Annotated in this window: 23 protein-coding genes and 1 pseudogene; 15 read left to right on the top strand and 9 right to left on the bottom strand. The window is 49.4% G+C overall.

The features are described 5' to 3' along the window. Window positions 1-438 precede the first annotated feature (438 nt). From L0M14_RS20860 to L0M14_RS20845, 4 genes are all read left to right on the top strand, one after another. Window positions 439-810 (top strand): YhjD family protein, encoded by a 372-nt coding sequence (locus L0M14_RS20860; protein WP_235118503.1) that lies wholly within the window; start codon window positions 439-441, stop codon window positions 808-810. Between the two features lie 6 nt (window positions 811-816). After that, entirely contained in the window at window positions 817-2,085 is a 1,269-nt protein-coding gene (locus tag L0M14_RS20855) for a DNA polymerase IV (protein ID WP_235118502.1), read from the top strand. Then, complete coding sequence (locus tag L0M14_RS20850) at window positions 2,082-2,405, top strand: YolD-like family protein (protein ID WP_235118501.1); 324 nt, start codon at window positions 2,082-2,084, stop codon at window positions 2,403-2,405. Before L0M14_RS20855 ends, L0M14_RS20850 begins: the two co-directional genes overlap by 4 nt. Window positions 2,406-2,520: 115 nt before the next feature. Further along, a complete protein-coding gene (locus tag L0M14_RS20845; RefSeq protein WP_235118500.1) occupies window positions 2,521-4,830 on the top strand; it encodes a bifunctional diguanylate cyclase/phosphodiesterase in 2,310 nt (769 codons plus the stop codon). Window positions 4,831-4,948: 118 nt separating this feature from the next. Here the strand turns inward: L0M14_RS20845 and L0M14_RS20840 are convergent, their stop codons facing one another. Both L0M14_RS20840 and L0M14_RS20835 read right to left on the bottom strand, forming a co-directional pair. Beyond that, window positions 4,949-5,755, bottom strand: coding sequence for a histidinol-phosphatase (locus L0M14_RS20840; RefSeq protein ID WP_235118499.1), 807 nt, complete (start codon window positions 5,753-5,755; stop codon window positions 4,949-4,951). Window positions 5,756-5,773: 18 nt separating this feature from the next. Further along, entirely contained in the window at window positions 5,774-6,676 is a 903-nt protein-coding gene (locus L0M14_RS20835) for a LysR family transcriptional regulator (protein ID WP_235118498.1), read from the bottom strand. Between the two features lie 242 nt (window positions 6,677-6,918). Here L0M14_RS20835 and L0M14_RS20830 point away from each other — a divergent pair, with 242 nt between their 5' ends. From L0M14_RS20830 to L0M14_RS20820, 3 genes are all read left to right on the top strand, one after another. Further along, entirely contained in the window at window positions 6,919-8,442 is a 1,524-nt protein-coding gene (locus L0M14_RS20830; RefSeq protein ID WP_235118497.1) for an MDR family MFS transporter, read from the top strand. Between the two features lie 21 nt (window positions 8,443-8,463). Next, a complete protein-coding gene (locus tag L0M14_RS20825) occupies window positions 8,464-9,036 on the top strand; it encodes a PadR family transcriptional regulator (RefSeq protein ID WP_311198920.1) in 573 nt (190 codons plus the stop codon). A gap of 222 nt (window positions 9,037-9,258) precedes the next feature. Next, window positions 9,259-9,897 (top strand): LysE family translocator, encoded by a 639-nt coding sequence (locus L0M14_RS20820; RefSeq protein ID WP_235118495.1) that lies wholly within the window; start codon window positions 9,259-9,261, stop codon window positions 9,895-9,897. Here the strand turns inward: L0M14_RS20820 and L0M14_RS20815 are convergent. Both L0M14_RS20815 and L0M14_RS20810 read right to left on the bottom strand, forming a co-directional pair. After that, window positions 9,857-10,666, bottom strand: coding sequence for a TIGR01457 family HAD-type hydrolase (locus L0M14_RS20815; protein WP_235118494.1), 810 nt, complete (start codon window positions 10,664-10,666; stop codon window positions 9,857-9,859). The genes L0M14_RS20820 and L0M14_RS20815 overlap by 41 nt on opposite strands. Before the next feature lie 23 nt (window positions 10,667-10,689). After that, the gene (locus L0M14_RS20810) at window positions 10,690-12,387 is read right to left on the bottom strand and encodes a PAS domain-containing sensor histidine kinase (protein WP_235122985.1); all 1,698 of its coding nucleotides are present in this window, start codon (window positions 12,385-12,387) and stop codon (window positions 10,690-10,692) included. A gap of 381 nt (window positions 12,388-12,768) precedes the next feature. Between L0M14_RS20810 and L0M14_RS20805 the strand changes: the two genes are divergently transcribed. Beyond that, a complete protein-coding gene (locus tag L0M14_RS20805) occupies window positions 12,769-13,227 on the top strand; it encodes a chemotaxis protein CheX (protein WP_235118493.1) in 459 nt (152 codons plus the stop codon). Window positions 13,228-13,322: 95 nt separating this feature from the next. Further along, window positions 13,323-14,105 (top strand): SDR family NAD(P)-dependent oxidoreductase, encoded by a 783-nt coding sequence (locus L0M14_RS20800; RefSeq protein ID WP_235118492.1) that lies wholly within the window; start codon window positions 13,323-13,325, stop codon window positions 14,103-14,105. Window positions 14,106-14,346: 241 nt separating this feature from the next. Here L0M14_RS20800 and L0M14_RS20795 read toward each other — a convergent pair whose 3' ends face one another. Further along, window positions 14,347-14,616, bottom strand: a complete 270-nt coding sequence (locus tag L0M14_RS20795) for a DUF2573 family protein (RefSeq protein WP_235118491.1) — start codon at window positions 14,614-14,616, stop codon at window positions 14,347-14,349. 88 nt (window positions 14,617-14,704) lie between these two features. Between L0M14_RS20795 and L0M14_RS20790 the strand changes: the two genes are divergently transcribed. From L0M14_RS20790 to L0M14_RS20775, 5 genes and pseudogenes are all read left to right on the top strand, one after another. Beyond that, the gene (locus L0M14_RS20790) at window positions 14,705-15,547 is read left to right on the top strand and encodes an alpha/beta hydrolase family protein (RefSeq protein ID WP_235118490.1); all 843 of its coding nucleotides are present in this window, start codon (window positions 14,705-14,707) and stop codon (window positions 15,545-15,547) included. A gap of 132 nt (window positions 15,548-15,679) precedes the next feature. Then, complete coding sequence (locus L0M14_RS20785; RefSeq protein ID WP_235118489.1) at window positions 15,680-16,261, top strand: RNA polymerase sigma factor; 582 nt, start codon at window positions 15,680-15,682, stop codon at window positions 16,259-16,261. 494 nt (window positions 16,262-16,755) lie between these two features. After that, window positions 16,756-17,262: pseudogene (locus tag L0M14_RS31620) on the top strand (DEAD/DEAH box helicase family protein); the annotation flags it as partial. Continuing rightward, window positions 17,242-18,216 (top strand): helicase-related protein, encoded by a 975-nt coding sequence (locus tag L0M14_RS20780; protein WP_311198919.1) that lies wholly within the window; start codon window positions 17,242-17,244, stop codon window positions 18,214-18,216. The pseudogene L0M14_RS31620 and the gene L0M14_RS20780, both read left to right, overlap by 21 nt. Window positions 18,217-18,734: 518 nt before the next feature. Beyond that, complete coding sequence (locus L0M14_RS20775; RefSeq protein ID WP_235118488.1) at window positions 18,735-19,286, top strand: hypothetical protein; 552 nt, start codon at window positions 18,735-18,737, stop codon at window positions 19,284-19,286. A 160-nt stretch (window positions 19,287-19,446) separates the two neighbouring features. On the opposite strand, the gene L0M14_RS20770 is transcribed toward L0M14_RS20775, so the two are convergent. From L0M14_RS20770 to L0M14_RS20755, 4 genes are all read right to left on the bottom strand, one after another. Next, window positions 19,447-20,445, bottom strand: a complete 999-nt coding sequence (locus L0M14_RS20770) for an MFS transporter (protein ID WP_235118487.1) — start codon at window positions 20,443-20,445, stop codon at window positions 19,447-19,449. Between the two features lie 207 nt (window positions 20,446-20,652). Continuing rightward, window positions 20,653-21,471, bottom strand: a complete 819-nt coding sequence (locus L0M14_RS20765) for an HAD family hydrolase (RefSeq protein ID WP_235118486.1) — start codon at window positions 21,469-21,471, stop codon at window positions 20,653-20,655. After that, window positions 21,468-22,241, bottom strand: coding sequence for a DeoR/GlpR family DNA-binding transcription regulator (locus tag L0M14_RS20760; RefSeq protein WP_235118485.1), 774 nt, complete (start codon window positions 22,239-22,241; stop codon window positions 21,468-21,470). The genes L0M14_RS20765 and L0M14_RS20760 overlap by 4 nt, the downstream gene beginning before the upstream one ends. Before the next feature lie 206 nt (window positions 22,242-22,447). Next, window positions 22,448-24,112 carry an FAD-dependent oxidoreductase gene (locus tag L0M14_RS20755; protein WP_235118484.1) on the bottom strand — a complete coding sequence of 555 codons (1,665 nt, stop codon included), beginning with the start codon at window positions 24,110-24,112 and terminating at the stop codon, window positions 22,448-22,450. Window positions 24,113-24,313: 201 nt separating this feature from the next. Here L0M14_RS20755 and L0M14_RS20750 point away from each other — a divergent pair, with 201 nt between their 5' ends. Next, a complete protein-coding gene (locus L0M14_RS20750; RefSeq protein ID WP_235118483.1) occupies window positions 24,314-25,732 on the top strand; it encodes an S-layer homology domain-containing protein in 1,419 nt (472 codons plus the stop codon). Window positions 25,733-25,838 lie beyond the last annotated feature (106 nt).

Below are 25,838 nucleotides of genomic sequence, written 5' to 3'. Positions count from 1 at the left end.
TTATGGGATTTTTGTATTAGTAATAGGATTATGTATTTTCCAAGGATGACCACATGAAGGCCATTCAGCAGCACTTGATCGACAAGCTGAGGCAGCTGGCGGTGGTGAAGATGATAGCCCCCGGGCTGGATTGGAAGCTGTAAAGGGGATCTTCCCACATAACGGTATGATTCCGGTCAGCGGCTGCTTGTTGCTTGATATACTTTGTGTTCTTGCTACGCTTGATCTTTTGATATCTTGATGCTTGTTCATGCGGATTTATATGGCCTTACCCCTTAAGATCGGACCCAAAAAGGCCCGATCTTTTTCCTTTTTGTTAATTTTTTGAATTCCATATTCGCCTCTTGCATACGACGTACGTCTTGGGTATATAATAGGCAATACAAAGAATACGAACTTGTGTTCTTATTTTTACCGGGTGCGGGAGGCTGATGATAGGTGAATGCGCCATTGCTGAGTAAGGATGAATTGCAGATGGTAAAAGAAGCGCTTATTTTGCCCATTATGATGGACTACATTCAGGACGATATTCATTTGGCGAACCAATCGGGATTCAAGCTGGATTTGCTGCTTGTTCACAGCTTGGAACAGGTGCAGGGCCAGATCTTTCAAGAGCATTATGCGCTGAAGAGAGCGCTCAGGGAGCGGGGAATCAAGCTGTTTCCGGAAAAGCGGACGGACACCGGTATTGATGCCGATTATTTGTGCCGCGGATATACGCATCATATTACGCTGCTTTGGGACATTTTGCGTACCGAGGTACTGACCAAGGCGAGTCACTATATGAACGTGAAGCTGACAAGCGGGTGAGCCGGCATGGGTAATCAACATCAGCGTGTCATTATGCTGGCGGATTGCCAATCCTTTTATGCCAGTGTGGAAAAGGCGGCTAACCCGCAATATGCCAACAAGCCGCTTGTTGTGGCCGGTGATCCGGAACGGCGCAGCGGCATTGTGCTAGCGGCATGCCCGATGGCCAAGAAGTACGGCGTGACGACGGCGGAGCGGGTGGGCGAGGCGATCGCCAAGTGTCCCGATCTGATCGTGATTAAGCCGCGCATGCAAACTTATATTGAGATCTCGATGCAGATCACGGAGATATACAGAAGCTATTCCGATCTCGTGGAGCCGTACTCCATCGATGAGCAATTTATCGACGTGACCGGATCCCAGCGCATCTTTGGGGACCCATTGACGATTGCCGCAGCAATTCAGGAGCGGGTATGGAACGAGACGCGGGTCAAAACGAGGCTGGGCATCAGCTTCTCCAAGGTGACAGCCAAGATGGCCTGCGATAATTTTGCCAAGAAGTCGGATTCCGGCTTATTCACGCTGACGAAGGAGGGAATGACCCAGAAGCTGTGGCCGCTGGACATCGGCAAGCTGTTTATGGTCGGAAGCCGGATGATGGCACACTTTCATACGATGGGTCTTCCGACGATCGGCGCGCTGGCCCAAACTCCCTTAGGCAAGCTGAAGGAGATGATGCGCCGCAAGTTCCGCAAGAATTGCGATATCGACGCGGAGCTGTACTGGCGCATTGCCAACGGGATCGATGACAGCCCCGTAAGCCCTTATACGCACAGCGAAGCGCCCAAAAGCATCGGCCATCAGATGACGCTGCCCCGGGATTACGCAACGCTGGATGAGATCAAGGTGGTGCTGCTGGAGCTCTCGGAGCTGGTTTGCTTGCGCTGCCGCTCGCTCAAGTACATGGGCTCGGTCGTATCGGTGGGCTGCCAGGGAGCGGATTTCGACCGGCCTACAGGCTTTTACCGGCAGATGAAAATTCCCGATCCTACGAATGTGACGAATCATGTGTACAAGGCCGTTGTTCAGCTATTCCAGCAGCATTGGGACGGCCTTCCGGTGCGCAAGGTGGCTGTCGGTATCTCGCAGCTTTCGAGCGAGGAGAGCTACCAGCTTACGATGTTCGAGGAGCGGGACCGGTTCCGTGAGCTTGAGCGGACGACGGATGAGCTGAAACGAAGGTTCGGTGAAACGGCGATTGTTCGGGCTGTGTCGGCCACTTCGGCCGGGCAAGCGGCGGACAGAGCCAAGAAGATTGGAGGTCATTATCGATGATGAGCAAAAAACTGACAAACAACGGCTTATGGGAATCATCTCGAATGATGCTGCCGGAACACAAGCTTCGCATCCAGGAGGCAAGCCAAGTGCTGGGCAAGCTGGCACTGCCGGAGCTCGATGAGCAGGAGCAAGAGGAGATCGGGAGGCAGCTTGCCGCTGCCGTAAGCGGCGGAACACCCGTCGAGCTTGTCATATACGGCGAATACGGACATCGCAGCTTAAGAGGCAGGATCGAGAAGACCGATTACTTATCCGGGCGGGTCCAGCTGAGCGGCGAATGGATCCGCGTCCGGGACATTCTGGGCGTTCGGGAATAAAAGAAAAAAATCAACAAAATTCGATATTTTTTTCTTTTCTTGTTCAAAAACAAAGGGATTTCCGCTAGGGGAAGGGAAGTAATACATCAGAACTATGATGTAGGAGCAGGCAGTGATGAGGAAATTTCACTATGTGATCGTTACGTTAATATTTCTGGCCCTAATTCCTTCCGTTGAAGCTACACTGAAAGACTATCAAGCTTCTTTGTTGAAAGAACTGCGAACATCGGAAGAATCCCAATTGATTTCAGAGGCAAATTCTTTGAAGTCGGTGATTGAACGCAATGTCAATTTGATGGGAGCGCTTGAGGCTTACGTGAGGTCGGACTATCTGCTTCACCGTTCAAGCGACGAAGACGTACAAAATTTTTTGGCTTCCCTATACGGAGAGGTCGAAAGTTCCGCCTTTAATCTTATTATTGCTCCGCATGGTATAGCCAAATTTGTATATCCGCTGAGCGGGAATGAAAACTTTGTCAATTGGAATTTGCTTCAGGATGATCGTCAAGATGTTCAACTGCAGATTCAGCGTGCGCTTCAAACGAAAGAAATGACACTTAACGGTCCTTTTAAGCTGTTGCAGGGGAATAACGGGTTGGTGGCCAGAAAAGCGATTTATCAAGACGGGATGTTCTGGGGATTTGTTTCCGTGGGACTAGACATGGACCATTTGCTGAAGGAATCAGGAATTAAAGAAAAGAGTAAAAGCGATTTGCAGCTTGCCATCAGAGTGATGGGGCTTGAAGCATTTTACGGGGATAAGCATATCTTTGAGCAGCATCCGATGTACTCTACAATCGTGCTTGCCCATGATGAAGTATGGGAGCTCGCAGCACTGCCTCCCGAGAACAGTTTGAAGCGTATTGCCGAGCAAATAATCTGGATCCGCTGCTCGTACCTAAGCGTCCTGCTGCTGGGGCTGCTGTTTTATTTGTATATCGTACGGCAGAAGAACAATCTAAGTATCATGGTAGAGGAGCGGACGCAGGCTCTGCGCATAGCCAATGAGGATTTGACAGCCATGAACGAAGAACTATTAGCCGGCGAACATGAGCTGCAGGAATTTACGGTGAAGCTGCAGGAATCGGAGCAGCAGCTCTCGTATATAGCGTATCACGATATGCTGACGGGAATATCCAATCGCGCTTACTTCCTAACCGCTCTTCAGTCGTCTATCGAGCAAGCGGAGACGAGCGGAATGCCCATCAGCATCTTATTCTTTGATCTCGACAATTTCAAAATCGTGAATGATTCCCAAGGGCATCATACGGGTGATCTCTTGCTCCAAGGGGTTGTGGAACGGATTCGGCATGCAGAAGTGCCCATCGACCTGTTTGCACGCTTTGGCGGTGACGAGTTTGCGATTTTATTGAAGGGCTACAGCGAGGATAAGGCGATTGAACAGGTATGTGAGCAGCTGCTGGATTTATTTAAGCTTCCGTTCCATATCTCCGGTAAAATGTTCTTCGCTAACATCAGTGTAGGCATCGCTATGTATCCAAGCGGCGGCACGACGGGAGAAGAGCTGCTCAAGAATGCGGACATTGCGATGTACACGGCCAAGAATGATAGCGGAAGCACGTATCGTTTCTTCAATAAACAGATGGAGACGAACTCGATCTCCAAGCTGGAGATGGGGAATCATTTACGGGAAGCGCTCGACAGGGGCGAGCTGGAAATCGTGTATCAGCCTCAGGTGGACTGCTCAATAGGAGAAATTAGCGGTGTAGAAGCGCTGCTGCGTTGGAATCACACTACCAAGGGTTATGTTTCTCCTGGAGAATTTATTCCGCTAGCGGAAGAGATGGGATTGATCGTGCCGATCGGGGAGTGGATCTTACGCGGGGCCTGTGAGCAGATGAAGAAGTGGCAGAGCCTGCTAGGAAAACCGCTGCCGATTTCGGTTAATCTATCCGTAAGGCAATTGCACGATGATAAGCTGGTCGATAAAGTACAAAGGATTCTGCAGGAAACAGGCCTGGATGCGTGCTGTCTGGAAATGGAAATTACAGAGAATGTCGCCATGCAGGAAGAACAGTTGGATGCGCTGCGTGAGCTGCGCAAGCTGGGAGTCGCGATATCCGTCGATGATTTCGGGACGCAATATTCTTCACTAAGCTACTTGAAGCGATTCCCGGTTACGAAGATCAAGCTGGATCAATCGTTTGTTCGCGGCGTTCATTCAGACGACAAAGATCAGGCGATGATCAAAGCGATCATTTCCGTTGCGAGGTCGTTCGATCTCGACATTATTGCCGAGGGTGTAGAGACCGAAGCGCAAGCAAGCTTTTTGGTTGCCAGCGGCTGTAATCAGATTCAAGGATATTACTTCTATCGGCCGATGAGCGCGGCGCAAACCGAGCAGGTACTGCTTGAGAGCCAGTGGAAGATGTCTAATCTGGATGCTGCTGCAGCAAGCGAGTAAAAGCGGGGAGCTGCCCCGCCGACTATGGCTCTATCACAGCTGCCTGGCATCAAACAGAAAAAACCGTCCTGTCCTTACTCCTATGGAGTGAAGGAACAGGGCGGTTTTTCGCTTATCGTTACAGCTGTACGCTCTGCTTTTTCTTTTCTTTATAATAAACCCAATGCGTGAAGCCGATCTCCTTCAGTCTGGCGCGAACCTGATCCCATTCATCACCTACGCGGCTGGGAACATGACTATCGGAGCCGAACGTAACCTCGACACCGTAATGCAGCGCGCGTTCGAGAATTTCATCGGACGGATACCAGCCGCCGACGTCTTTGGTCTTACCGGACGTATTGATTTCAATGGCGACTCCGCAATCGCTGATCACCTGCAAAGTTTCATCCACCTTTGGGGTAGGAATATCTGAGAAAGCAGGGTAGAAGCCTTTCATGGCATCAATATGTCCAAGGATTTGAAAGAGGCCGGTGCGAGCCGATTCTTGAATCAGGCGGTAATATTCTTCTTTATGTACGACTTTTTCGGGATTACTAAGTCCTTTCCAACGGTTGCGGTTAAAAATGCTGACGCCGCCGGACAAATGAACCGAGCCGATGATGTAGTCAAAGGGATATTTGGCATACTCCTGCTTATAGATCTCGATATGCTCCGGGAAAAAGTCCGATTCAACGCCAAGCAGCACGTCGATTTTTCCAGCGTACTCCTGCTTCAGCGCGAGCACTTCCTCCACATAGCGGGGGAATTCGCTTTTAGCCATTGCAATCTGAGGCTGAGCATGCTCTAGCGGGCTTCCGAAATACGGAGAGTGGTCGGAGATGCCGATAACGGACAAGCCTCCCTTGATGGCCGCTTCAATGTAGTCCCGAATTTTATCCTGCGCATGACCGCAGCGATCATGATGCGTATGCAAATCAAACTTCATACTGCTTTCCCTCCATCCTTATTCCGATCCAAGAAATTGGGTTTCCGGCATGCCTTTCAAATCACATAAAAACTGCTGCATAGCGGAACTTAAGTATCTGCCTGACTTATATACTACACCTACGGGATGCGTAATATCCAGTTCACTGACCTTGACCATTTTCAAGGTGCCGTGACGCAGCTCATCCGTAACCGAAAGCTTGGAAATGATCGCAACACCCAGGTTGAGTTCAACCATTCGTTTAACTTCCTCACTGCTCGACAACTCCATAACAATATTCGGAGTCACGTCGAGCGATTTGAACACCTGATCCACAAAGCGGCGCCCGGCGGTTTCCGGCGAGAGCATAATGAATGGAATATTGCGAAGCTTCTCAATGGATAAATGGGAAAACCGGCTGAGGGGATGCTGGGCGGATACAATGAGTTCAAATGAATCGTAATAGAGCACGGAGGTTTCCAACGACTGATTTTTCTCCAGTAAGTAGGTAATGCCGATATCGATCTGTCCGTTGTCCACATTATTCATAATCTGAGATGAGGGCATGGAATGAATGGTGGTTTTAATCAGAGGAAACTGATCTTGAAAATAAGATAGTACCCGCGGTAGTATCTGCATCGCGATAGACGTTGTGGTGCCGATATGAATGTGGCCTTGCGGAGTTTGGCTCAGGTCGGCAAGCCGCTGCTTCAAATCATTGGCGATGCGCAAAATCTTCTCGGCGTGCTCAAGAAACAGTTTTCCGCTGTCAGTTAAAGTGACAGGTTGATTTCGGTCAATTAAGATGGTGCCGAACTCATCTTCGAGACTTTTGATTTGTGCGGATACCGCAGGCTGAGTCAGGTTAAGAAGCTCCCCAGCTTTCCGAAAACTCATCGTTTTGGAAATCGTAAGCAGTGTCTCTAATTGGTTCATATTCATGCGATCACCTCCTGCAAACTGAATGAATTACAAATAAAATTTATCGAAATTGTAAAGGGAATAAAAAGCTTTTCTAACCTCATTATATGCCATGAGGATGTTGACGGCAATGTTTCGAATAGGGTGGAAGGGGATGGAAAGAATAACTGTGGAAAAGTAGTTAATCTCATTGAAAATTACTCAAATTTGAATATAATAATTTGTGTAAGAAAAAATCAATGTCAGAGAAAGGGAAGACGAACATGTCAGAACGCAAATCAAATACGACCTGGGTCGTCGTAGGGCTCATGCTGGGACTGCTCTTAGCGGCGCTTGACCAAACGATTGTCTCTACGGCGATGCCGACGATTGTCTCCAAGTTGGGCGGCTTTGAACAATTCGTATGGGTATTCTCCGCCTATCTAATCGCCAACGTGACGGCGATGCCGATATTCGGAAAATTGTCCGATATGTACGGGCGAAAGCTGTTTTTCATCATCGGTATTATCGTTTTTATGATTGGCTCTGCGCTTTGCGGCACTTCCGGGTCCATGACGCAGTTAATCGTATATCGGGCGATCCAGGGGATTGGCGGCGGTGCGCTGATGCCCATTACGTTTGCCATTATTTTCGATATCTTTCCTCCTGAGAAGAGGGGCAAGATGCAAGGGCTCTTCGGGGCTGTCTTCGGCATCTCCAGTGTGCTGGGACCTGTCATCGGTGCTTATTTTACAGACTATGTGACGTGGCAATGGATCTTCTACATCAATCTGCCTATGGGGATTATCGCATTGCTGCTGATCATTTTCTCGTACCATGAATCGGTGCACCATAGTAAGCCTAAGATTGATTGGGGCGGAACGGTCCTGCTGACGGCTGCTATCCTTTCGCTTATGTTTGCACTGGAGCTGGGCGGCAAAGAGTATGCATGGGGATCCTGGCAAATCATTACGCTGTTCGTCGGATTCGTTGTTTTGCTGCTGGTGTTCATTGCGATCGAAAGAGTCGCATCGGAGCCCATCGTCCCTCTGGATCTGTTCAAGAATCGTTTGTTTTCCTCGAGTATGGGGGCAAGCTTCGCCTACGGGGCGATTCTGATCTCAGCGGGAACGTACATCCCTATCTTTATTCAAGGTGTATTTGAAGGCTCTGCAACGAGCTCAGGCTCCGTCCTGACGCCGATGATGCTGGGCGTTGTGGCAAGCAGCGCACTCGGGGGCCGGTTTATCGGGAGGTTCTCCTACCGCAATGTTCTATTGGGCTCTATCGCGCTTGTTATTGTAGGAACAGCTCTGCTGAGCAGCATCTCCATTGACTCTAAACGATGGGTCATCACGATGTTTATGATCGTCCTTGGTCTGGGTCTTGGAGCTAATTTCCCGGTCATTTCGATGTCATCGCTGCATAAAATTGATTTTCGCCGCAGAGGCTCGGTCACCTCGCTAGTCGGCTTCTTCCGTTCGGTAGGCTCGGCTATAGGGGTAGCTGTCTTTGGAAGCGTACAGGTCAACTCGTTAGCGGATAAAATCAAGGAGGCTGTGCCAAATCCAGCCATGGCGGAGAAGTTCCATGACGCGAGAGCGCTGCTGCAGCCTGAAGTCAGAGCGCAAATCCCGCCGGACGTGCTGCATAAGCTTATAGCGGCATTGGCTGATTCGATCGCTGCGGTGTTCCAGATTACGGTGATCATCGCGGTGCTGGGATTGATATTCATCCTCGCGATGGGCAACGCCAAGCTAGAGGTGGGGAAGGCCCCCGTTAAAGGAAGCGCTCCTTCCGGTCATTAAGGAGGTGTGCAAGAATTGTCCATGAAGCTTATCATTCTCGGACTGCTGATGGAAACGAATCGTCATCCGTATGAAATTAGGCAAACGATGAAAGAAAGAGGCATGCAGCACTATATGAAGCTGCAGGACGGTTCACTCTATTATGCTATCGACCAGCTGAAGAAGGATGGATATATTGAGGCTGTCCAGGTAGTCAAAGAATCGAACCGTCCCGAAAAAACGATCTATCAGATTACCGATTCGGGCAAAAAGAAATTTCATGAGCTGCTCCTGGAGCAGTTCCATGAAGAAGTTCGATTTGAGCATCCTTTGTACGTTGCACTTCCTTTTTCAGGCTACGGCGACCAGCAGAAGATTGCTGACATTCTGGAGCTCAAGATCATGGAGCAGAAGCTGCTGATGCAGAAGATGAAAAGCTTGTATGAAGAGCACATCTCCATCGTCCCCCGAGTTGTGCTGCACATGATGATTGGCGGCTATACCAGAGCGGAGGCTGAGCTGAAGTGGCTGGAGAAGCTGCAAACTGACTCTCGGCAGGGCAGGCTGCAGGAGCAAGGAAGCCCTTTGGATGTACCTTGGGAACCATACACATGAAAGAAGCCGCTGTTCCTGATCGAGAGGGACGGCGGCTTTCATTTTTCGGCACCAGATATGATAGCAGCCGGAGGGCTTCAGCCATTCGGCCTTCCCCGGATTGGCTCGTGACTTCGGAGGCCAATTCGTTTACCCTATCATCAGGATACTTGCTGCAGCAAGTAACGAAAGTGCAGTCAGGCATAAAAAAGATTAAAGTAAGCACCAAAGGAAGGGATGGCAGTGCTAGCAATCGCATTTTTTAAAGGATTTATATTTTCTTTATCACTTTGCTGCGACCTGGGGATTGTGAATGTAGCCATGATTCAAACCGGCATCGAGAGAGGAGCCAAGCGTTCCTTTCAGCTTGGATTCGGATCTTGCTTCGGAGATTTAACGTATTTGACGCTCGCTCTTCTCGGAGTGACCGTTATCTTTCAAATTCCGTTTGTCCGTTGGGTACTGTGGATAGGAGGAACCCTTGTACTTGGATGGCTTACCGTGCAAATGGTCCGCAAGGCGCTGAAGGAGCAGTCCGTCCAGCTGCAGGCGGAGCTTAAGAAAGGGAATGAGTTCTGGTGGGGGCTAGGGCTTGCCCTGTCTTCGCCAACCGTTATCTTGTGGTTTGCGGTGGTGGCAGGGCCGATCATCGCCAGCTTGGGTGTTCAAGATGTAAGGACCACCATCGTTTTTGTAGCGGGGTTTTTCGTGGCGGGGCTTGCCTGGTCGGCCTTTATTGCACTGGCGGCAGGAGCGTCACGGCGGTGGTCAAGCACCCGCTTTGTGCGTGTGCTCTCCATCATCTCCGCCGCTATGTTCTGCTTCCTTGCTGTGAAAATCTTTATGGACGGCTGGCAAAATCTGTTTCACAGTCCGGTATAAGCTGAAGCGCGAAGCTGCGCAGATTGTCGCAAACCAAGTCAGGCGTAACGCCTGCAAGCGCGAGCTGCTCCTGCACATTGTCGGCTGTGGCCACGCCGGTTAAGACCAATGCAGTAAGGCAGCCGGCCATGGCTCCGCCGCGGATGTCCGTCGCGGCATTATCGCCGATCACCCACACCTGATCGGCGGGTAAACCGAGCCGCTCGATGGCGTAAGCCATAATGATCGGCGAGGGCTTACCGATCACGACCGGCTCCACGCCGGTCGCGGTGCGGATGGACGCCGCAATGGATCCGGCGCCCGGCATAAGCCCACCATCCGACGGAAGCAGATGGTCGGGATTGGTCAGTACATAGGTGGCGCCGCCTTTAATATGGCGCACCGCATCCGTCAGCTTCGCGTAGCTGAAGCTGCGGTCAATGCCTTGGACGACGTAGTCCGGCGTCTCCTCCGAGAGGAGGAAGCCGGCCGCCTCCAAGGCTATTTGCAATCCGGCTTCGCCGATCATGTGCACGCGTCGTCCTGACTGCTGCTGCGCCATGTAGTGCGCAGCAGCCTGTGAGGACGTATAGACCGCGTCCGCGGATACTTCCATGCCGAGCCCCTTCAGATGCTCGGCTACCTGCTGCGGTGTCCGCGAGGAATTGTTGGTGACGAGCAAATACGGCAACTCTCTGCGGTTCAACAGCTCAATAAATTCCTTCGCGTAAGGGATGGGGTCGTGTCCTCTATATAAAGTTCCATCTAGATCAATGAGAAATCCATTCATGATGTGTTCTGCGCTCCCTTTCGTTAGCCGGCATAGGGTTCCGAGACAAGCGAATGTCCTTGCATAGCCGGCAGTGTGATTTCTACAGTGGTTCCTTCTCCAAGCTTGCTGCGGATTTTCATCGTGCCGTCGTGTGCCTCAATAATGCGGTAGCAGACCATGAGGCCAAGCCCCGTGCCTTTCTCCTTCGTGCTGTAGAACGGCTCGCCGAGCTTAGGGATGCGTTCGGGAGCAATCCCGCAGCCGTGGTCGATGAAACGAATGCACAAGCTCTTCTGATCCTCGGAAGGGAAGGCCTGAATGCGCATCGTTCCTCCACCGGACATAGCTTCCAGAGCATTTTTCAAGATGTTAATGAATACTTGCTTCAGCTGATGCTCGTCACATGTAACAAGCGGGAGCTCGGGGGCGAGCTCAACTTCGATGAGAATATTATTCATCAACGCTTGCGGCTGTAAGAGTTCAATGGTGCTGACCACAATAGAATCAAGCTCCTGCACCTCGAAATGAATAGCTTGTGGCTTCGAAACAAACAGAAATTCATTGACGATAAATTCAATGCGCTGCAGCTCTTTTTGCATAATTTCAATATAATATTTTTCCTTGGCGTTGTCCGTTCTCATCAACTGCAGGAACCCTTTGAGCGCTGTAAGCGGATTGCGGATTTCATGCGCTACGCCTGCCGCCAGCTGCCCGACTGCAGATAGCTTATCGGATTTGAAGAGCAATTCCTCGGTTTTCTTCTGTTCCGTAATATCCTTAAAGGTAATGACGGTTCCAAGCAGTCTCCCGTTTCCCTCGAGGATCGGACTGCACATGTACTCAGCGGGAAAGCTGGAGCCATCCTTTCTCCAGAACGGTTCTTCTTTGACAACCTTGACCTCCCGGTGAAGGATGGAAGAAAGAATCGGGCATTGTTCCTGGTTTAGCGCTTCTTCGTCCAAGTTATTGGACCGCAATAAATTATGAATTCGCTGACCGAGCATTTCATCGACTCTCCAGCCTGTCATCTCTTCCGCAGCTTTATTCCAGAACATCGTGCGGCCATTGATGTCAACACCATAAATGCCTTCAGATACAGAATTCAAAATGAGCTGATTTTGCCGATGCAGCTTATCAATTTCCTTCTTCTGCTCATTCACTTCGGTAAGGTCCTTGAGAATCCCGTAGACGCCGATAATTTTGCCTTCAACCTTGGTAGGGACAAATGTAACGTTGGACTGAACAGGGTGGCCGTTCTTATGGATGAATGCCGCTTCGAAGTGCTGCGGTGTACCGGTAGATGCCACTTGAAAATGATGGAGGGCGATAAGAAGATCAGGTGGATGAATCATAGGAATAAACGAGGTGTGCATCTTGGTGTCAGCATTATGACCGATCAAGCTTTCGAGTTTAAGATTAGAAGCAAGGATGTCTCCCTCAAGGCTGAAAGAGATGATGGCATCCGGGTGATTGTCATAAAGGGATTTGAATCGCTGCACGTCTTCAAGCATGGACTGTTCTTCCGTTCTAAGATGCTTGATGCAGTGCCAGGCCTGATAGAGAATCAGTCCGAAGAAAAAGATATCGATAGCAATTCCAATCTTTTTCAAATATTGAAAGTAAGGAATCGGGTGCAGAATAAGAAGATCTGCCAGCAGTAATGCACAAGCTGCGATATGATAAATGAATGCAATTCGAAATAAGCTCCACAGTCGATTGCGTTGTTTCGATTTAAACATCACGGAATCTCAGCACTCCTTGTGCAAGGGATTTTCTGCCATAATTGTAACAGTATTCGACAGGAAATTATACAATTTGTGCATATTTTCTGCAAGTTTCAGCTAGGATCGCCAAAGGTAAGCCTCTGGGCAGGATGGGAACCGGCATGCAGAGGCTTCATGATCTATTTTTTGTATGCGTGTCAACCTGAATGGACTGTGTTTCGTCAGATCTGTAGGAGAAATGCAGAAGTCAACCCGTAAAAACTGGATGGGATGCTCTTCTGTGAGCAATTGGCACTATTTTCTGAGGAAAAGCAGTATACTTGTCCTAAAAATTTAGGTATAATGTAGAAAAACGTCGAGTATGCGGATTATTTTCACAAAAGGAGATCGGAGCTTATGAAGGCTGAGTATATTAACCCCTTTTTGGAATCGGCTAGAATCGTTATTGAGCAAGTTGCTAATATACGCCCTACAACAGGTCAACTCGGCGTCAAGGACGTCAAATTCGTTGAGAATTATATTTGGATTCAAATTGGTATGACAGGACAAATGGAAGGTGACATCGTTTTCGGACTAGCGGAAGATGTTGCGTTGAAGATGGTATCCGCTATGATGGGCGGTTTTGTTATTACGGAAATGGATGAAATGGGCAAGAGCGCGATTTCTGAACTGGGCAACATGATCAGCGGTAACGCGAGCACCATGCTCTTTAATCAAGGGGTTCGTGTGGACATCACTCCTCCTAAGATTGTTCAATCCGCTTCGGCTGCGGGCTTCACGCCCAAGAAAGCGCTGACTATACCTCTGATTATGGATAGTATCGGTGAGCTGGACATTCAAGTGTTGATCACTTAATTGATGATGCATATCGCGATTCATATTTGTTAGAATAATGGAGTCTGCTTCGGCAGTTCTCCATTTTTTTATACATAAGTAACCGAATAAGGAGAATGATCTTGAATATTGCTGATAAAGTAGTAGTGATTACCGGGGCATCCAGCGGGATTGGGGAAGAAATGGCGCGGCAATTTGCCAAGCGCGGCGCTATTCCGGTTCTGACTGCCCGCAGTAAAAATAAATTGGACGAGATTGCAGGGAGCTTGGGCGTCAAGCATGCCGTTTATGCCATGGACGTGAAACAAACGGAGCAGGTTCATAAGGTCATAGAGCAGATTATAGAACGCTTCGGACGGATTGATATTCTGGTGAATAACGCAGGTTACGGCATATTCGAGTCGTTTGTGGATGCACCGCTGGAGCATTTTGAAGATATGATGAACGTCAATTATTTGGGCATCGTACGTTGTACCCAGGCAGTGCTTCCCCACATGATGAAAGCGGGGGCAGGGCACATCGTGAATATTGCTTCGATGGCGGGCAAGGTGGGATCGGCCAAGTCCACAGGCTATTCGGCAACGAAGCATGCGGTCATCGGATTTACCAACAGTCTCCGTCAAGAGTTGATGGGCACGGGAATTGGGCTTACCGCAATCAACCCGGGACCGATATCCACGCCTTTCTTTGATAAAGCAGACCCAAGCGGGAATTATGTCAAAAATATTTCCTGGTTCATGCTGAAACCCGAAAAGGTTGTCAACGAGCTGATTCACGCTGTAGAACGCAGCATCCCAGAAAAGGACCTTCCTAGGATCGCAGGGATTGGCATCAAGCTCTTTCATCTTTTTCCGCGGCTGTTTGATCGAGTGGCTGCAAGAATGCTTAATAAAAAGTAAGGAAGTAACAGCCTGTGATAGACATGACGTCAACTGGTTCATGATCACAAAAAAGTGGCTAAGCTGAGAATCTCCAAATAGGAGAATGCTGCTCAACCACTTTTTTCACTAGAAAAGTATCCGACTGTTGATAACTGGATTGAAGAGCTCAGCAAAATGTCAACAGCAATCGGAGAAAAGCTACTGAAGCTCGTAAGGGAACCTACTTGATCAACAAACTGGACGACGAAGTTGTTCATGCTTACTTGTTCGTGTCGGAATCACCTTTCGATCCTGCTTTCATAGCTTGATTCTTTTCCCGAATCTCCTCGAAAATACGGCGAACCTCCGCTTTGCCTTCAGAATGGTTCTGGTTCCAGTGAGAGGCTAAGGCTGGCAAAGACTTGTGAATATGATTGTAAATCGCCCATATTTTCACTTTTTCAATCATTTCGGGTGAAGAATCCCCCGTAATCAGTTCAGCTGTTTTTTCAAGTAAAGCTTCAAATTGTTTCTCAAATTCTGTATTCATAGTTTCTGCCTTTCGTAAGGAAGATAAGATAGACGGTCGCATTTAGTCTAGCTCAAGCAGGCACAACTGTCAAAACGGGAGGTTTCGCATGTCAATGACCGCAATGACCGAGAACGAACCGCGTGATGGCCAACTTCTGCAAAGAGAGCAAGTTCGTTGCTACGCCAAGCAGGTGTCCTTGTACCTCATCACCTATATGAGTCAAGGACTTAGGGTAAAAGGTTTTTTGGCTGTGCCGGAGGGCTCGGGGCCAAGGCCTGCCGTCATCTTCTGCCGGGGCGGCATTCGACGAGTGGGTATGGTCCGCAAGCGGAAAATTGTGTCCATGGCCCAGAAAGGCTATGTTGTATTTGCACCATTTTACAGAGGCAATGAAGGCGGAGAAGGGCGGGAGGACTTTGGCGGGGAAGACCGGTTTGATTTATTCCACGCCATCCCTATGGTGCAAGCATTGGAGGAGGTTGGCCCCGGCCCCGTTGCGTTAATCGGCTTTTCCAGAGGAGCATTAATGGCGCTAAGGGCGGCAAAGGAATGCAGCGAGGTTGGTCCTGTCGTGGTTTGGAGCGGAGTCAGCGACTTGTTCCATACCTACGAGGAGAGAGTGGATCTGCGCCGAATGTTGAAAAGAGTCGTAGGACACCCTAAAAAGAACGAACAGGCTTACTGGGAACGGTCTCCGATTTATTGGATCGAGCATGTTAAGAGTCCGGTATACATTGTGCATGGAACCGGAGATACACAGGTAAGCGTAGAACAGGCAAGGAAGCTGGCGTTGTCCCTGGAGCGTGCGGATAAGGACTATACAATGAATCTCTATGACGGTCTCGACCATCGTTTCCCAAAACATCAGGAGGAGCAGGCGCTCGAAGCCATTTTTACTTGGATCGGTGATAAGCTGAATGTTTATAAAGAGCACTCCGTCCGCATGTAATCCGTAATAAATATAGGCTGTTAGGAAGTTCATGGAAATTTTTTCAACGTTTCATATTGTTTACTGCCTCCCAATGTCCTAATATTAAATAGGAAGATCGGATGCTGAATCCGTTCATGCTGGGGGGCTTTTATGTCGAAGTATTTAATCCTGATATTTACGACTGACTTTTATACTTTGGATAAGGCCGAGCAGGAACAAGTGTATCAAGAATTTTACATGCTGGTTTATCCGATGATTTACTTTATTATGAGAGATCATTCAAGCGTCGAAGATATTATTCAGGAGTCTTTTTTTCGTGCTGTGAGAAAAGCGCTGTCACTGAAAGAGCATGATAAATATGAAGGCTGGATCAAGAAATTAGTGCGGAATGTAACCTTGAATCACGTGCGCAAACATAAGAGAAACCGGGAAGAATTGGAGTCTGAGCTCGTTCTTGTCAGCAAGGAGACCGCTCCCTCGACGGAACAATCGCAGCCATTGGAAAAGGAAGTTGAGCTTCGGCTCATGCGCGAAGCCATAATCACTTATGTGAATCAATTAAGTCCCGCATATAGACAGATCATTGCGATGAAGTGGATCCACAATCTCTCCTACAAAGACATGGCAGGAGAGCTCGGGGTCTCGGAGGGAGTCGTCAGACAGCGTCTGTACAGAGCGCGTGAAGCGATTCGCCGCAAAATGGAGCAGGATTGGGGAAGCTACCACGAGTAAGACAATAGACAGCCGATAAAGGAGAGCGTCAGTCTGAATTCTGTTCCAATGAACAGAACTCAGACTGCTGATAAAGGAAGATGGAGGGCTCCGTAGTTTGCGGAGAAGCGTAGCGGTCACCTTTGACAGTTTTGTTATCCCTTTAGAAGGCTCTTATTTCAATTGAATAACAAAATGTCAGCAGTACTCGGAGAAAAGCTACTGAAGCTCGGAACGGCCTCAATTTTATCAACCAACTCAGTTCTGTTCGAATGAACAGAACTTTTTTCAGTTAAAAGCGCGACGATCCTATTAGGACGAATTAGCCGCTAACCTTTGGGTGGCTATGAGAGCATAGGGTTTATATATGATTGCTTCACATCCATATTGGTCGGCCAATGGGCTCAGCCTAGTGTAGGTAGATGGAGTGGTTTGTTCCTTTGGGGGTTTGTATCGCTGCAAGTCGTCGCTTATAATTGAGGAAATGTTCGAAGGAAAAGAAAAGAGGGTTTAAGATGAATAACAATTTTGAAGGACTGCAGATTGCTCAGTCTTATGTAGATAAATTAAATGAAATGGGCATCACTCAGCCAAGTCCGATTCAGCAGGAAGCTATTCCTGCTCTGTTGGAGGGGAAAGACGCCATTATCCAGTCGCAGACGGGAACAGGCAAAACCTTGGCTTATTTACTTCCTGCGCTGCAGAAGATTGACCCGCAAGACAGAAAACTGCAAGCCATTATTGTGGTGCCTACGAGAGAGCTCGGTATGCAAATTATTCACTTAATTGAGAAGCTGACGCAGGGAGGCTCGATCCGCTCCCAGGCCTTAATCGGAGGAGCGGCGCTAGCCTGACAGGTCGATAAACTGAAGCTTCATCCACATATTGCTGTAGGAACACCTGGGCGCATTTTGGAGCTTGTTAAAATGCGTAAGCTAAGCCTGCATCATAGTAAGATCACCGTGGTGGATGAAGTAGACCAAGTATTTGAGCTGGGGGCTATGCATGAAGTAGAGGCGATTCTCAAAGGCATGCAGCAGGGCAACCAGATGATTTTTGTATCTGCGACGATTCCCGATCGTATTGTGCAATCCTCGGAGAGATGGATGAAGCAGCCCGTTGTGGTGAAAATCAATCCCAACCAGCGGACGGCTGAAACGCTTGAGCATCTTTACTTCGTTTGTGAGGAGCGGGAGAAGATTGATACGCTGCGGAGACTTGTGAGGCTGATCAATCCTCCTTCCGCTATTGTTTTTGTAAACGCAACGGCGGATATCTCCGAAGTGGTGCAGAAGCTCCAGTACGTCGGTCTTTCTGTGGAGGCATTGTACGGTGAGGCCGGAAAACAGGAGCGGGCGAAGGCCATGCAAGCGTTCCGCAGCCGCAAGTTCCAGCTGCTGCTGGCGACGGATATCGCAGCGCGGGGCTTGGATATTGAAGGCGTGACTCACGTCTTCCACCTGGATCCGGCGACGAACGCGGAGTATTATTTGCATCGCGTTGGACGGACAGGCCGGATGGGCCGCAAGGGCACGGCCATCTCGATTATTACGCCGAAGGAGAAGTTCATCCTCGGCAAGTTTGAAAAGGAGCTCGGCATCAAGATTGTGCCGAAGTCCATGTACGAGGGCCGGATCGTCGATCCGGCCGATGATCGCAGCGCGGCTGCCATGCGCAGCCGCCGTCAGGCCGCGCGCCCGGCGGGCGGCGCAGCTTCTCCGCGCAGCGGCGGCGGCCAAGCCGCCGTCGCGCGGGAGGGCGCCGCACCTGCGGACGCGGTGCGCGTGAGCGCCGCGGGCCCGGCAGCCCGCGGCCCGCAAGGCGGGGCAGCAGCGGCGAAGCCGGCTGCCCGTACCGGCGCGGCCGCAGGCGGCAGGGCCGCGTCGCCCGCCGCTCGCAAGGCCGAGCGCGAGCGGGACCGCAAGAGCAAGGGCGCGCCGCGCTGGCTCAAGGCGAAGCAGCAGGGCAAGGAGTAAGCGCCCTGCTGCTTCGAGCCTGCCCTTGCGGCAGCCGGCGAGCCTGCCCTTGCGAGCAGCCGGCGAGCCTGCCCTTGCGAGCAGCCGGCGAGCCTGCCCTTGCGAGCAGCCGGCGAGCCTGCCCTTGCGGCAGCCGGCGAGCCCGCCCTTGCGGCAGCCGGCGAGCCTGCCCTTGCGAGCAGCCAGCGAGCCTGCCCTTGCGAGCAGCCGGCGAGCCTGCCCTTGCGGCAGCCGGCGAGCCTGCCCTTTGCGGCAGCCGGCGAGCCTGCCCTTGCGGCAGCCAGCGAGCCTGCCCTTGCGAGCAGCCAGCGAGCCTGCCCTTTGCGAGCAGCCCAGCGAGCCTGCCCTTTGCGAGCAGCCAGCGAGCCTGCCCTTTGCGAGCAGCCAGCGAGCCTGCCCTTGCGGCAGCCGGCGAGCCTGCCCTTGCGAGCAGCCGGCCTCTGAAGAGGCGCGATTGCTTGCAGCGAATCATGTGCCGTTTGACAGGTTTGCCGTGAATCCGAAGGAGGGATGAAGCTTTGAAGAAGCTAGTCATCTTCTTAGTCACAGCCGCCATGCTAGTTGCATGTTTTGTAGCGTTAATCCGCTATGTCAGACCTGCTCAGGCGCTTGATTTAAACTATGTTGAGGTGTCCGCAGGGGATAAGATCGCTGCTATGCTTGCAAGCCGCAAGCTTGAGCTGGTTTTGACCGAAGCGGATATCGATAATCTGTTAAAAAAACAGCTCGCCGCAAGTGCCGCGAACGGCCAGTTGCCGCCACAGATTCGGATAGAAGGCGCACAAGCCAAGCTTCACGGGGACGTGCTGGAGGCGGATGTCAATCTTCGTTGGAAGGATCGGCTTCCTATAGGCGCAAAGCTGTTCTTCACGTTATCCTGGAACCGGCCTAATATTGAGTTGATACATACCCGTACACAAATCAAAGATGTGAAGCTGCCGCCAGCATGGCTTCAGCTCGCTACCGTTCAAATTCCAATTGAAGCGCAGCTTCCCAAACTGATTGGAGTGAAGGAAGTCCAATTTGAAGAGGATGCCGTGAGGATTCATTTAAAGCTAGGACAATCATAATGGCCGAAATAACAAAAGGATGGCACAGCCCGTTGTGGACTGCCATCCTTTTTCTGCATGCAAGTTATTCCTTATTCATGATACCGCATTTGATGTAAATCCTAGCGAACGCTGTGCTGCCAATGCGTGGCGATAATCATCCATGCTTCGCTATCGCAAGCTAGGCCCCATGCTGTTCGGCCGTTTGAAGGGGAATCGCGGTCTGAGGATGTTCCTTTAACCGCTTGGCGTACAAAACGACCAGCAGCACCACCAGCATACCAACAGCTATTGCGCTCACCGTGGCACTGACATGGAAGCGATCCAGGCTCCAGCCTGAAGCAAGAGGAAGGACGGCGCCGCCGAGCCCGCCGGATGCAATTAGGAAGCTTGTCGTTTGCTCGGTCCGGCCGGGAAGAAGCTGATTGGCATAGATAAGTGCAACGGCAAACATACCGGACATGAACAGACCCAGCAGCAGGACAATGGCGAAGCCGCTCCATGCGGATGAATTAAACACCCACCATAGAACCATCAGCAGACTGAGTGCGTAGGATACCGCCAGATAGCGGAAATACGTTAGTTTCTCTGCAATAACGCCTGCGAATATGCGCCCGATGACCATCGTCAACCAGTATGCGGTGACCGTCAGGGAGGACATAGAGCTGGACAATTGCATTTGCTCCTTGAACATGGATGGAAGGAAGTTCACAATCGTATTTTCCATTCCCGCGTAGACAAAGAAAACGAACATAAACATAAGCAGGACTGCGAGCGCCCGTTTGCTCAACCTAGGCAGCTTGACTGACGGTTGATCGCGTTTTGCTTTATGGGCAAGCAACTGATCATGCTCCCCGAGCGAGAGCTTTGACCAGATGACCGCCATGGCAAGCGAGCTGCCTCCCAGCAACAGGAATGCATATTTCCAGGCTCCCGCAGCAATCAGCACACTGGAAATGAGCGGCATAATCAAAGCCCCAACACCGAAGAAAACCTCGAGCTTGCTGAACGCAATGGCCTGCTGCTCCTTTGCAGCGAGCAGGACGAACGTACTGATACTCGATTCGACCAGACCGAAAGAGATTCCGGCAATAAAAACGAAGGTAACGGCCATTGACCAGGGCAGCAGCAGTACTGTAGCGGCCATAGCGGCAAAAAAGGAGAGCAAAAGCCGTAACAATCGTGCTTCTTCGACTTATGATTCCAGCCAAGTACGGCGCTGCCAGCACCCCGAGCAGAAAGCCACCGAATTCCATAAAAACGAGAAGTCCTCCGTCTTGATAGCTGCGCCCATAATATTTGAGAAGCTCAGTTAACACAGCCCCAAAAATAACGTGTGTGCATCCGGTTAGTAAGTAAGACAAGCATCCCATTGTAAGCAGTCTTCTCATGATGTTTGAGTTCCTCTGCTTTCAAAAAATTTGGATGCTGCAAATGCATGCTCAATCGCTTCTGCAACAGAATGGACTTGATAAGCCGAAGCTAGCTGGACATCTCGATGTGCTGTCTTCATGGCATAGCTGTTAGGGGTTATGCCGAACATGGATACATCATTGAAAGAGTCCCCCACGCAGGCAACTTCTTCGGGTCTAAGTCCTAGATGCTCCAGCAAGACAAGCAGTGAGCTGCCTTTGGACACATTCTGCGGCATGACATCCAGACAGTCGTGATCCGCCATGTAGATATCCAGTTGCTCACCAAATTTTTGCTGTAGAGCCTCTTTCACCTGCATGAGAACTTCGACCTTGCCGAAGAAAGAAAATTTGCACGAGCGCATATCGCTTTGAAGCGCTGCTCCTACATCCTCCTTCACGATGAAAGGCTGGAACATGCGAGCCTGAATCTCAGCTGTGGCGCTATCCATTGTAACCGTATAATTAGCGTCTCCCGTACAAATCAATTTGACCATATCAAACTCTTTGACGACTTGATACACCTCATACGCAAGCTCAGGGGAAAAGAAATGAGTAAACAGCCTAGTGCCGTCTTTTACATGAACAAAAGCGCCATTCTGCGAGACGGAATGAGCCTCAAAATCAATTTCCTGCATAACCTGCTGCATCTCAACATGCATCCTGCCGGAAGCCAGGCAAAGCTCGATTCCCGCTGCTTGAATTCGTTTCAAAGCATCGATTTCGCGGCGGCTTACTTTCTTGCTGTGATCGAGAAGAGTTCCGTCCAAATCGCTGACAATCATTTTAATCATGCGGTTATTTCTCCTTCCGTTAATACAATCTCAACATCGCAGGCTAGCAGCTTCTCCTTCATTTCCGGGCTAAGCTCCTGATCGGTTATAAGAATGTCAATACTCTCAAAGCCTACAACTCGATGGAACAGCTTTTTGCCGAATTTCGAATGATCCGCAAGCATAATGACCTGATCAGCATGCTGCATCATGGCTCTTACCAAATAACTATCTTCCTCATTGGGCGCGGTCAAACCATCCTCTGTAATGCCGCATGTACCGATCAGCAGCTTATCTACATGATAGTCATTCAGCATTTCGATGGCTTTCGCGCCGTAAACACTATGGTGCTGGTTGTCGAGCACACCTCCTAGCATATGGACGGTTGTATCTCCTTTCCGGGCTAACGTTGCTGCTATCTCAATCGAGCTGGTTACGACAACGTTGTTCTTGGAATTCATTGCCGTAGCGGCATGCAGGACGGTTGTGGATGCATCCATCATAATGTAATCTCCATCAAGAATAAGTGCTGCTGCGGTTTTGCCGATGGTTAGCTTGGAAGAAGATTCGGCTTGCAGCCTTTGTTCGTAATTACCGACATCCTTGGAAAGCGTAGGAAGAATGGCTCCGCCTCTAGTGCGGATAATGCGACCTTGCTCCTCGAGCTTGACCATATCACGTCGGGCTGTGTCACGGGAGACATCATACTGCTCGCAGATTTGGTCTACAGTAATTCGTTTATTTGTTTTTAAGTAATTGATGATGGATATGAGTCGTTCCTCCTGAAACAACTAGCTTCACCTCTGTTTCGTAAGTGTTTATAAGTTTATATAAGTATAATGCTTATTATACATAGCTTTTTTCAATCGGCAATAAGGATTTTATTGATTCTTTGTAAAAGTAAAGAAGACTGCGATTCCGCTCTGACTTCTAAAGCGAAAACGCAGTCTCTATTTATTTGAAGTTTATTTGAAGCTTACTTTACTTATTTGCTAGCTTACTTGCTCTTTGCTTGCTTTTTCTTCACTTGCGAGTAACTGGGATACGTAATTTCTCCGGTGTCCAGCTTGCTAAGCTCTTGCTCCGTCCATCCTTTAAGCTTGTTGTCCGCCGTTACACCGGTAAGCTTAATGTGATATTTTTTCTCCAGATACTGATGCAGCTTGTCCATTTGCTCCGCATTAATGTCCATTAGCCGTTCTTTTCCCTGTAATTGTCCCAGCATGACGCCGATGGATTCTGCAGCAAGACTTGTATTCGGCTGTATTCTCGTACTTCCGAATGCAATGGCGGAGGAGCCCACGTTCTTACCGGCTGCGATAACATTATCGTAGTTTTTCAGAAGAAAGCTGCGCAGCGGCATGCCGTACTTGTCCGGCCGTCCCATTTCAATGCCCCATTTGTTTGCGCTTGTTCCTTGAAGATCGAGCGGATAGCCGCCGATGCTGACATTGTCCCAGAACATTTTACCCGAAAGCAGATCCGATGGCTTCAACGTATAGTCCATTTCGTAATGATTATATTCGCGAATATAAGGGTAAGTAGGCAGGTCACCCACTTCAGCGTGTTCCCAGCCGGGAAGCGTCTGACGGAAATGATCGACAATCAGCTTCGTTTCGTTGTTGCCTAGATAGACCGCCTCTTGAACGGACTTGCTGCTCGCAGGATCGACCGTATACACAAGCAGTGCGTTGATGAGTACATCTCCGTCTCTCTGATTCACTGCGTTTAATCCTCTCAAGAATACTCTGTCGTTGGAAGGATGATAGGAACTCGTGACACCGCTTAACCCAATCGCGTAGCTGTCGCTGACATATCCGCCTCCGAAGCGTTTGTTTTTCTCGCTCTGCTTCAGCTTATTGAAGGTAGTATTGAACGTTTTCCAGTCCACGTGAGTAAATTTCATCATCATGCCTGAGCTCATATATTCAATGTTATTTTGACCATAGAACGCTTCTAATCCAGGTAGACGGGTAACCTCAAGACGACTTAATAATGCTGCATTGTCCGTATTGTCTACCCAGTAGGATGCTCCAATGGTTTTCTTAGTCTGCTGCTGATCAACGTATGTTATGGAAGTGATATGGTGTAACTGGTCCTCAGCATCATGATTTTGCATGTCTTGAATTTGAATGCCTTCTTCGATAGGAATGGAGCCAAGCAGTTTTTTCATATAGGCCTCGAATTCAGGAAGCTTGCGAATTTTAGCGTTTCGAAATCCATCAAATAACTCCTTCGCTCTCCCTTGCACAAGCAGCTTGCCATGCTCGTCCCGCGTCTCGTCCAGGAATAGCATTTGTCCTTGAAGGACCTGACCGCCGAAGGCATTCTTCGGATCTAAAATCTTCACGCGAAGCCCCTCGTCTGCAGCTGCTCTAGCCAAGTAAAGTCCTTCCAGCTCACTGCCGATTATAACCACATCGTAGGATTCATCCGGAGGTGTTACTTCATTCATGGGTTTGTTTGCGTTTTCAACTTTCATTGTCGACTGGGGCTCCGTGGGGACTGTTAACTCAGGCTGATTGGCAGTGGTCTGGATCTTGCTCTCGTTAAGTGCTAAAGGTCGGGATTTGTGGATGCTGAGAGCGATAGCTGCCGCTGCAAGCAAGAGAAGTATTGCTGCGATTACAATTAGATGAAGTGATTTGATTCGATAACGCATGCATTCGCTTCCTTTCATCCTTTCTTTGTAGCTTAAGTGTAGCACGTCAGCTTGATAGTTTAATAGTTCCTCATTATTTTTTTGCACACCCCCCAAAACAATCCGACCGGACCGAATTCTTGTAGCATAACCAGGAACCCTTCGCGAAGGTCCGAAACATAGTTTCATATCATTATTAATGTAAAAGGGAGAGGGAACTTGATGAAGAAGCAGTTATTCAAAAAAATGGTAGCAACTTGCTTGGCGTGTGTGATGATTGTGGGAGGCGGCACTGCTGCATTTGCAAAAGATAATGGTCATGGTAATGGACATGGAAACGGGAAAGGCAATAATGGTAAAGGTAATAATGTGCAAGCTAACATAAACATCAACCTGAATTTCAACGATATGAAAAATGCAGAGTGGGCGCTTCGCTACATAGCAAGTCTCGCCTCTAAGCGTGTGTTTGAAGGCTATGAGGACGGCTCGTTTAAGCCGGACAATACCGTAACTCGAATTGAAGCAATCACAGCCGCTGTTCGACTGATGGGACTTCGCGACCAAGCGGAATCCACAGCAGAAATGCAGACTAAGCTGAACTTCAAAGACGCTGATAAAATTCCTTCATGGGCAGTTGGATATGTAGCCGTTGCCCTGGAGAACGATCTTTTCACAGAAAGCGATGACAGCGTTCAGCCGCAAAAAGAAGCGGACCGACTCTGGGCGACTACACTGCTGGTTAAAGCTTTGAAATATGAAGCCGAAGCGAAAGCGAAAATGAATACGACCTTGACATTCAAGGATGCCAAGCAAATTCCTGCAGGTTCCGTGGGCTATGTGGCTGTAGCTGTGGATAAAGGACTGGTAGATGGTTTCGAGGATAACACATTTAAACCTAATCAGCCTGTAACAAGAGCGCAGCTTGCAGCATTGCTAGATCGTACTAGCGGACAACTGCCGGGAGAAGATCAAGATTCTAGTACAGGTACAGTAAGTGCTGTTGTATCTAACAATGTGCTTCTTCTGACCAAATCTGGTACTACAACGCAATATGTGCTGCATCCTGATGTATTCGTGCTTCGCAATGGAGTGAAGGTGGCTGCGACATCGCTTCAAATAGGCGATGAAGTGAAACTGAGTACGTTTAATAATCAAGTTGTCTATATTGAAGTAACGAAACTGGCTCAGTCGTCGACTATTGACAGCGGCACGGTAAGTACTGCGGTTGCCAATAACGTATTGACCCTTACGAAGTCCGGCTCCACCTACCAACTAGCTCTGCACCCTAGCGTCTATGTGTATCGCGGAGGCGTGCAAGTAAGCCCAGCAGCCTTACAAATCGGTGATGAAGTAAACATTCGCACTGCGGATAATCAAGTGATTTATATTGAAGTGACGAAGCTTGCACAAGCAGATACGAGCTTTGATGTACTGGGTACACTGAACAGTACGACACTTAACGCTTCTGGCGGCATTTCGACGATTTCGATTAATCAAACGATCAACGGCAGCAATCAAACAGCCATTTATAATGTATCCTCAAGTGTTACTTTAACCGGAAATCTTACTCAGTTCACAGCGGGCCATTTGATCGAACTCAAAGGCAAGGACCAGCTTGTAACCAGCATCGATATTAAATAATAAATATACACATATAGAGATTATTGAAAAAGGTATAGAATGTACACGACAAGCCCCTTGCTGATACAGGCAGGGGGCTGTTGATTTTGTTTGAGGGCGGTATAGT

It is taken from the genome of Paenibacillus hexagrammi, from assembly GCF_021513275.1.
In the GTDB taxonomy this organism is placed as follows: Bacteria; Bacillota; Bacilli; order Paenibacillales; family NBRC-103111; genus Paenibacillus_E; species Paenibacillus_E hexagrammi.
This window is presented reverse-complemented; position numbering and strand designations above follow the sequence as displayed.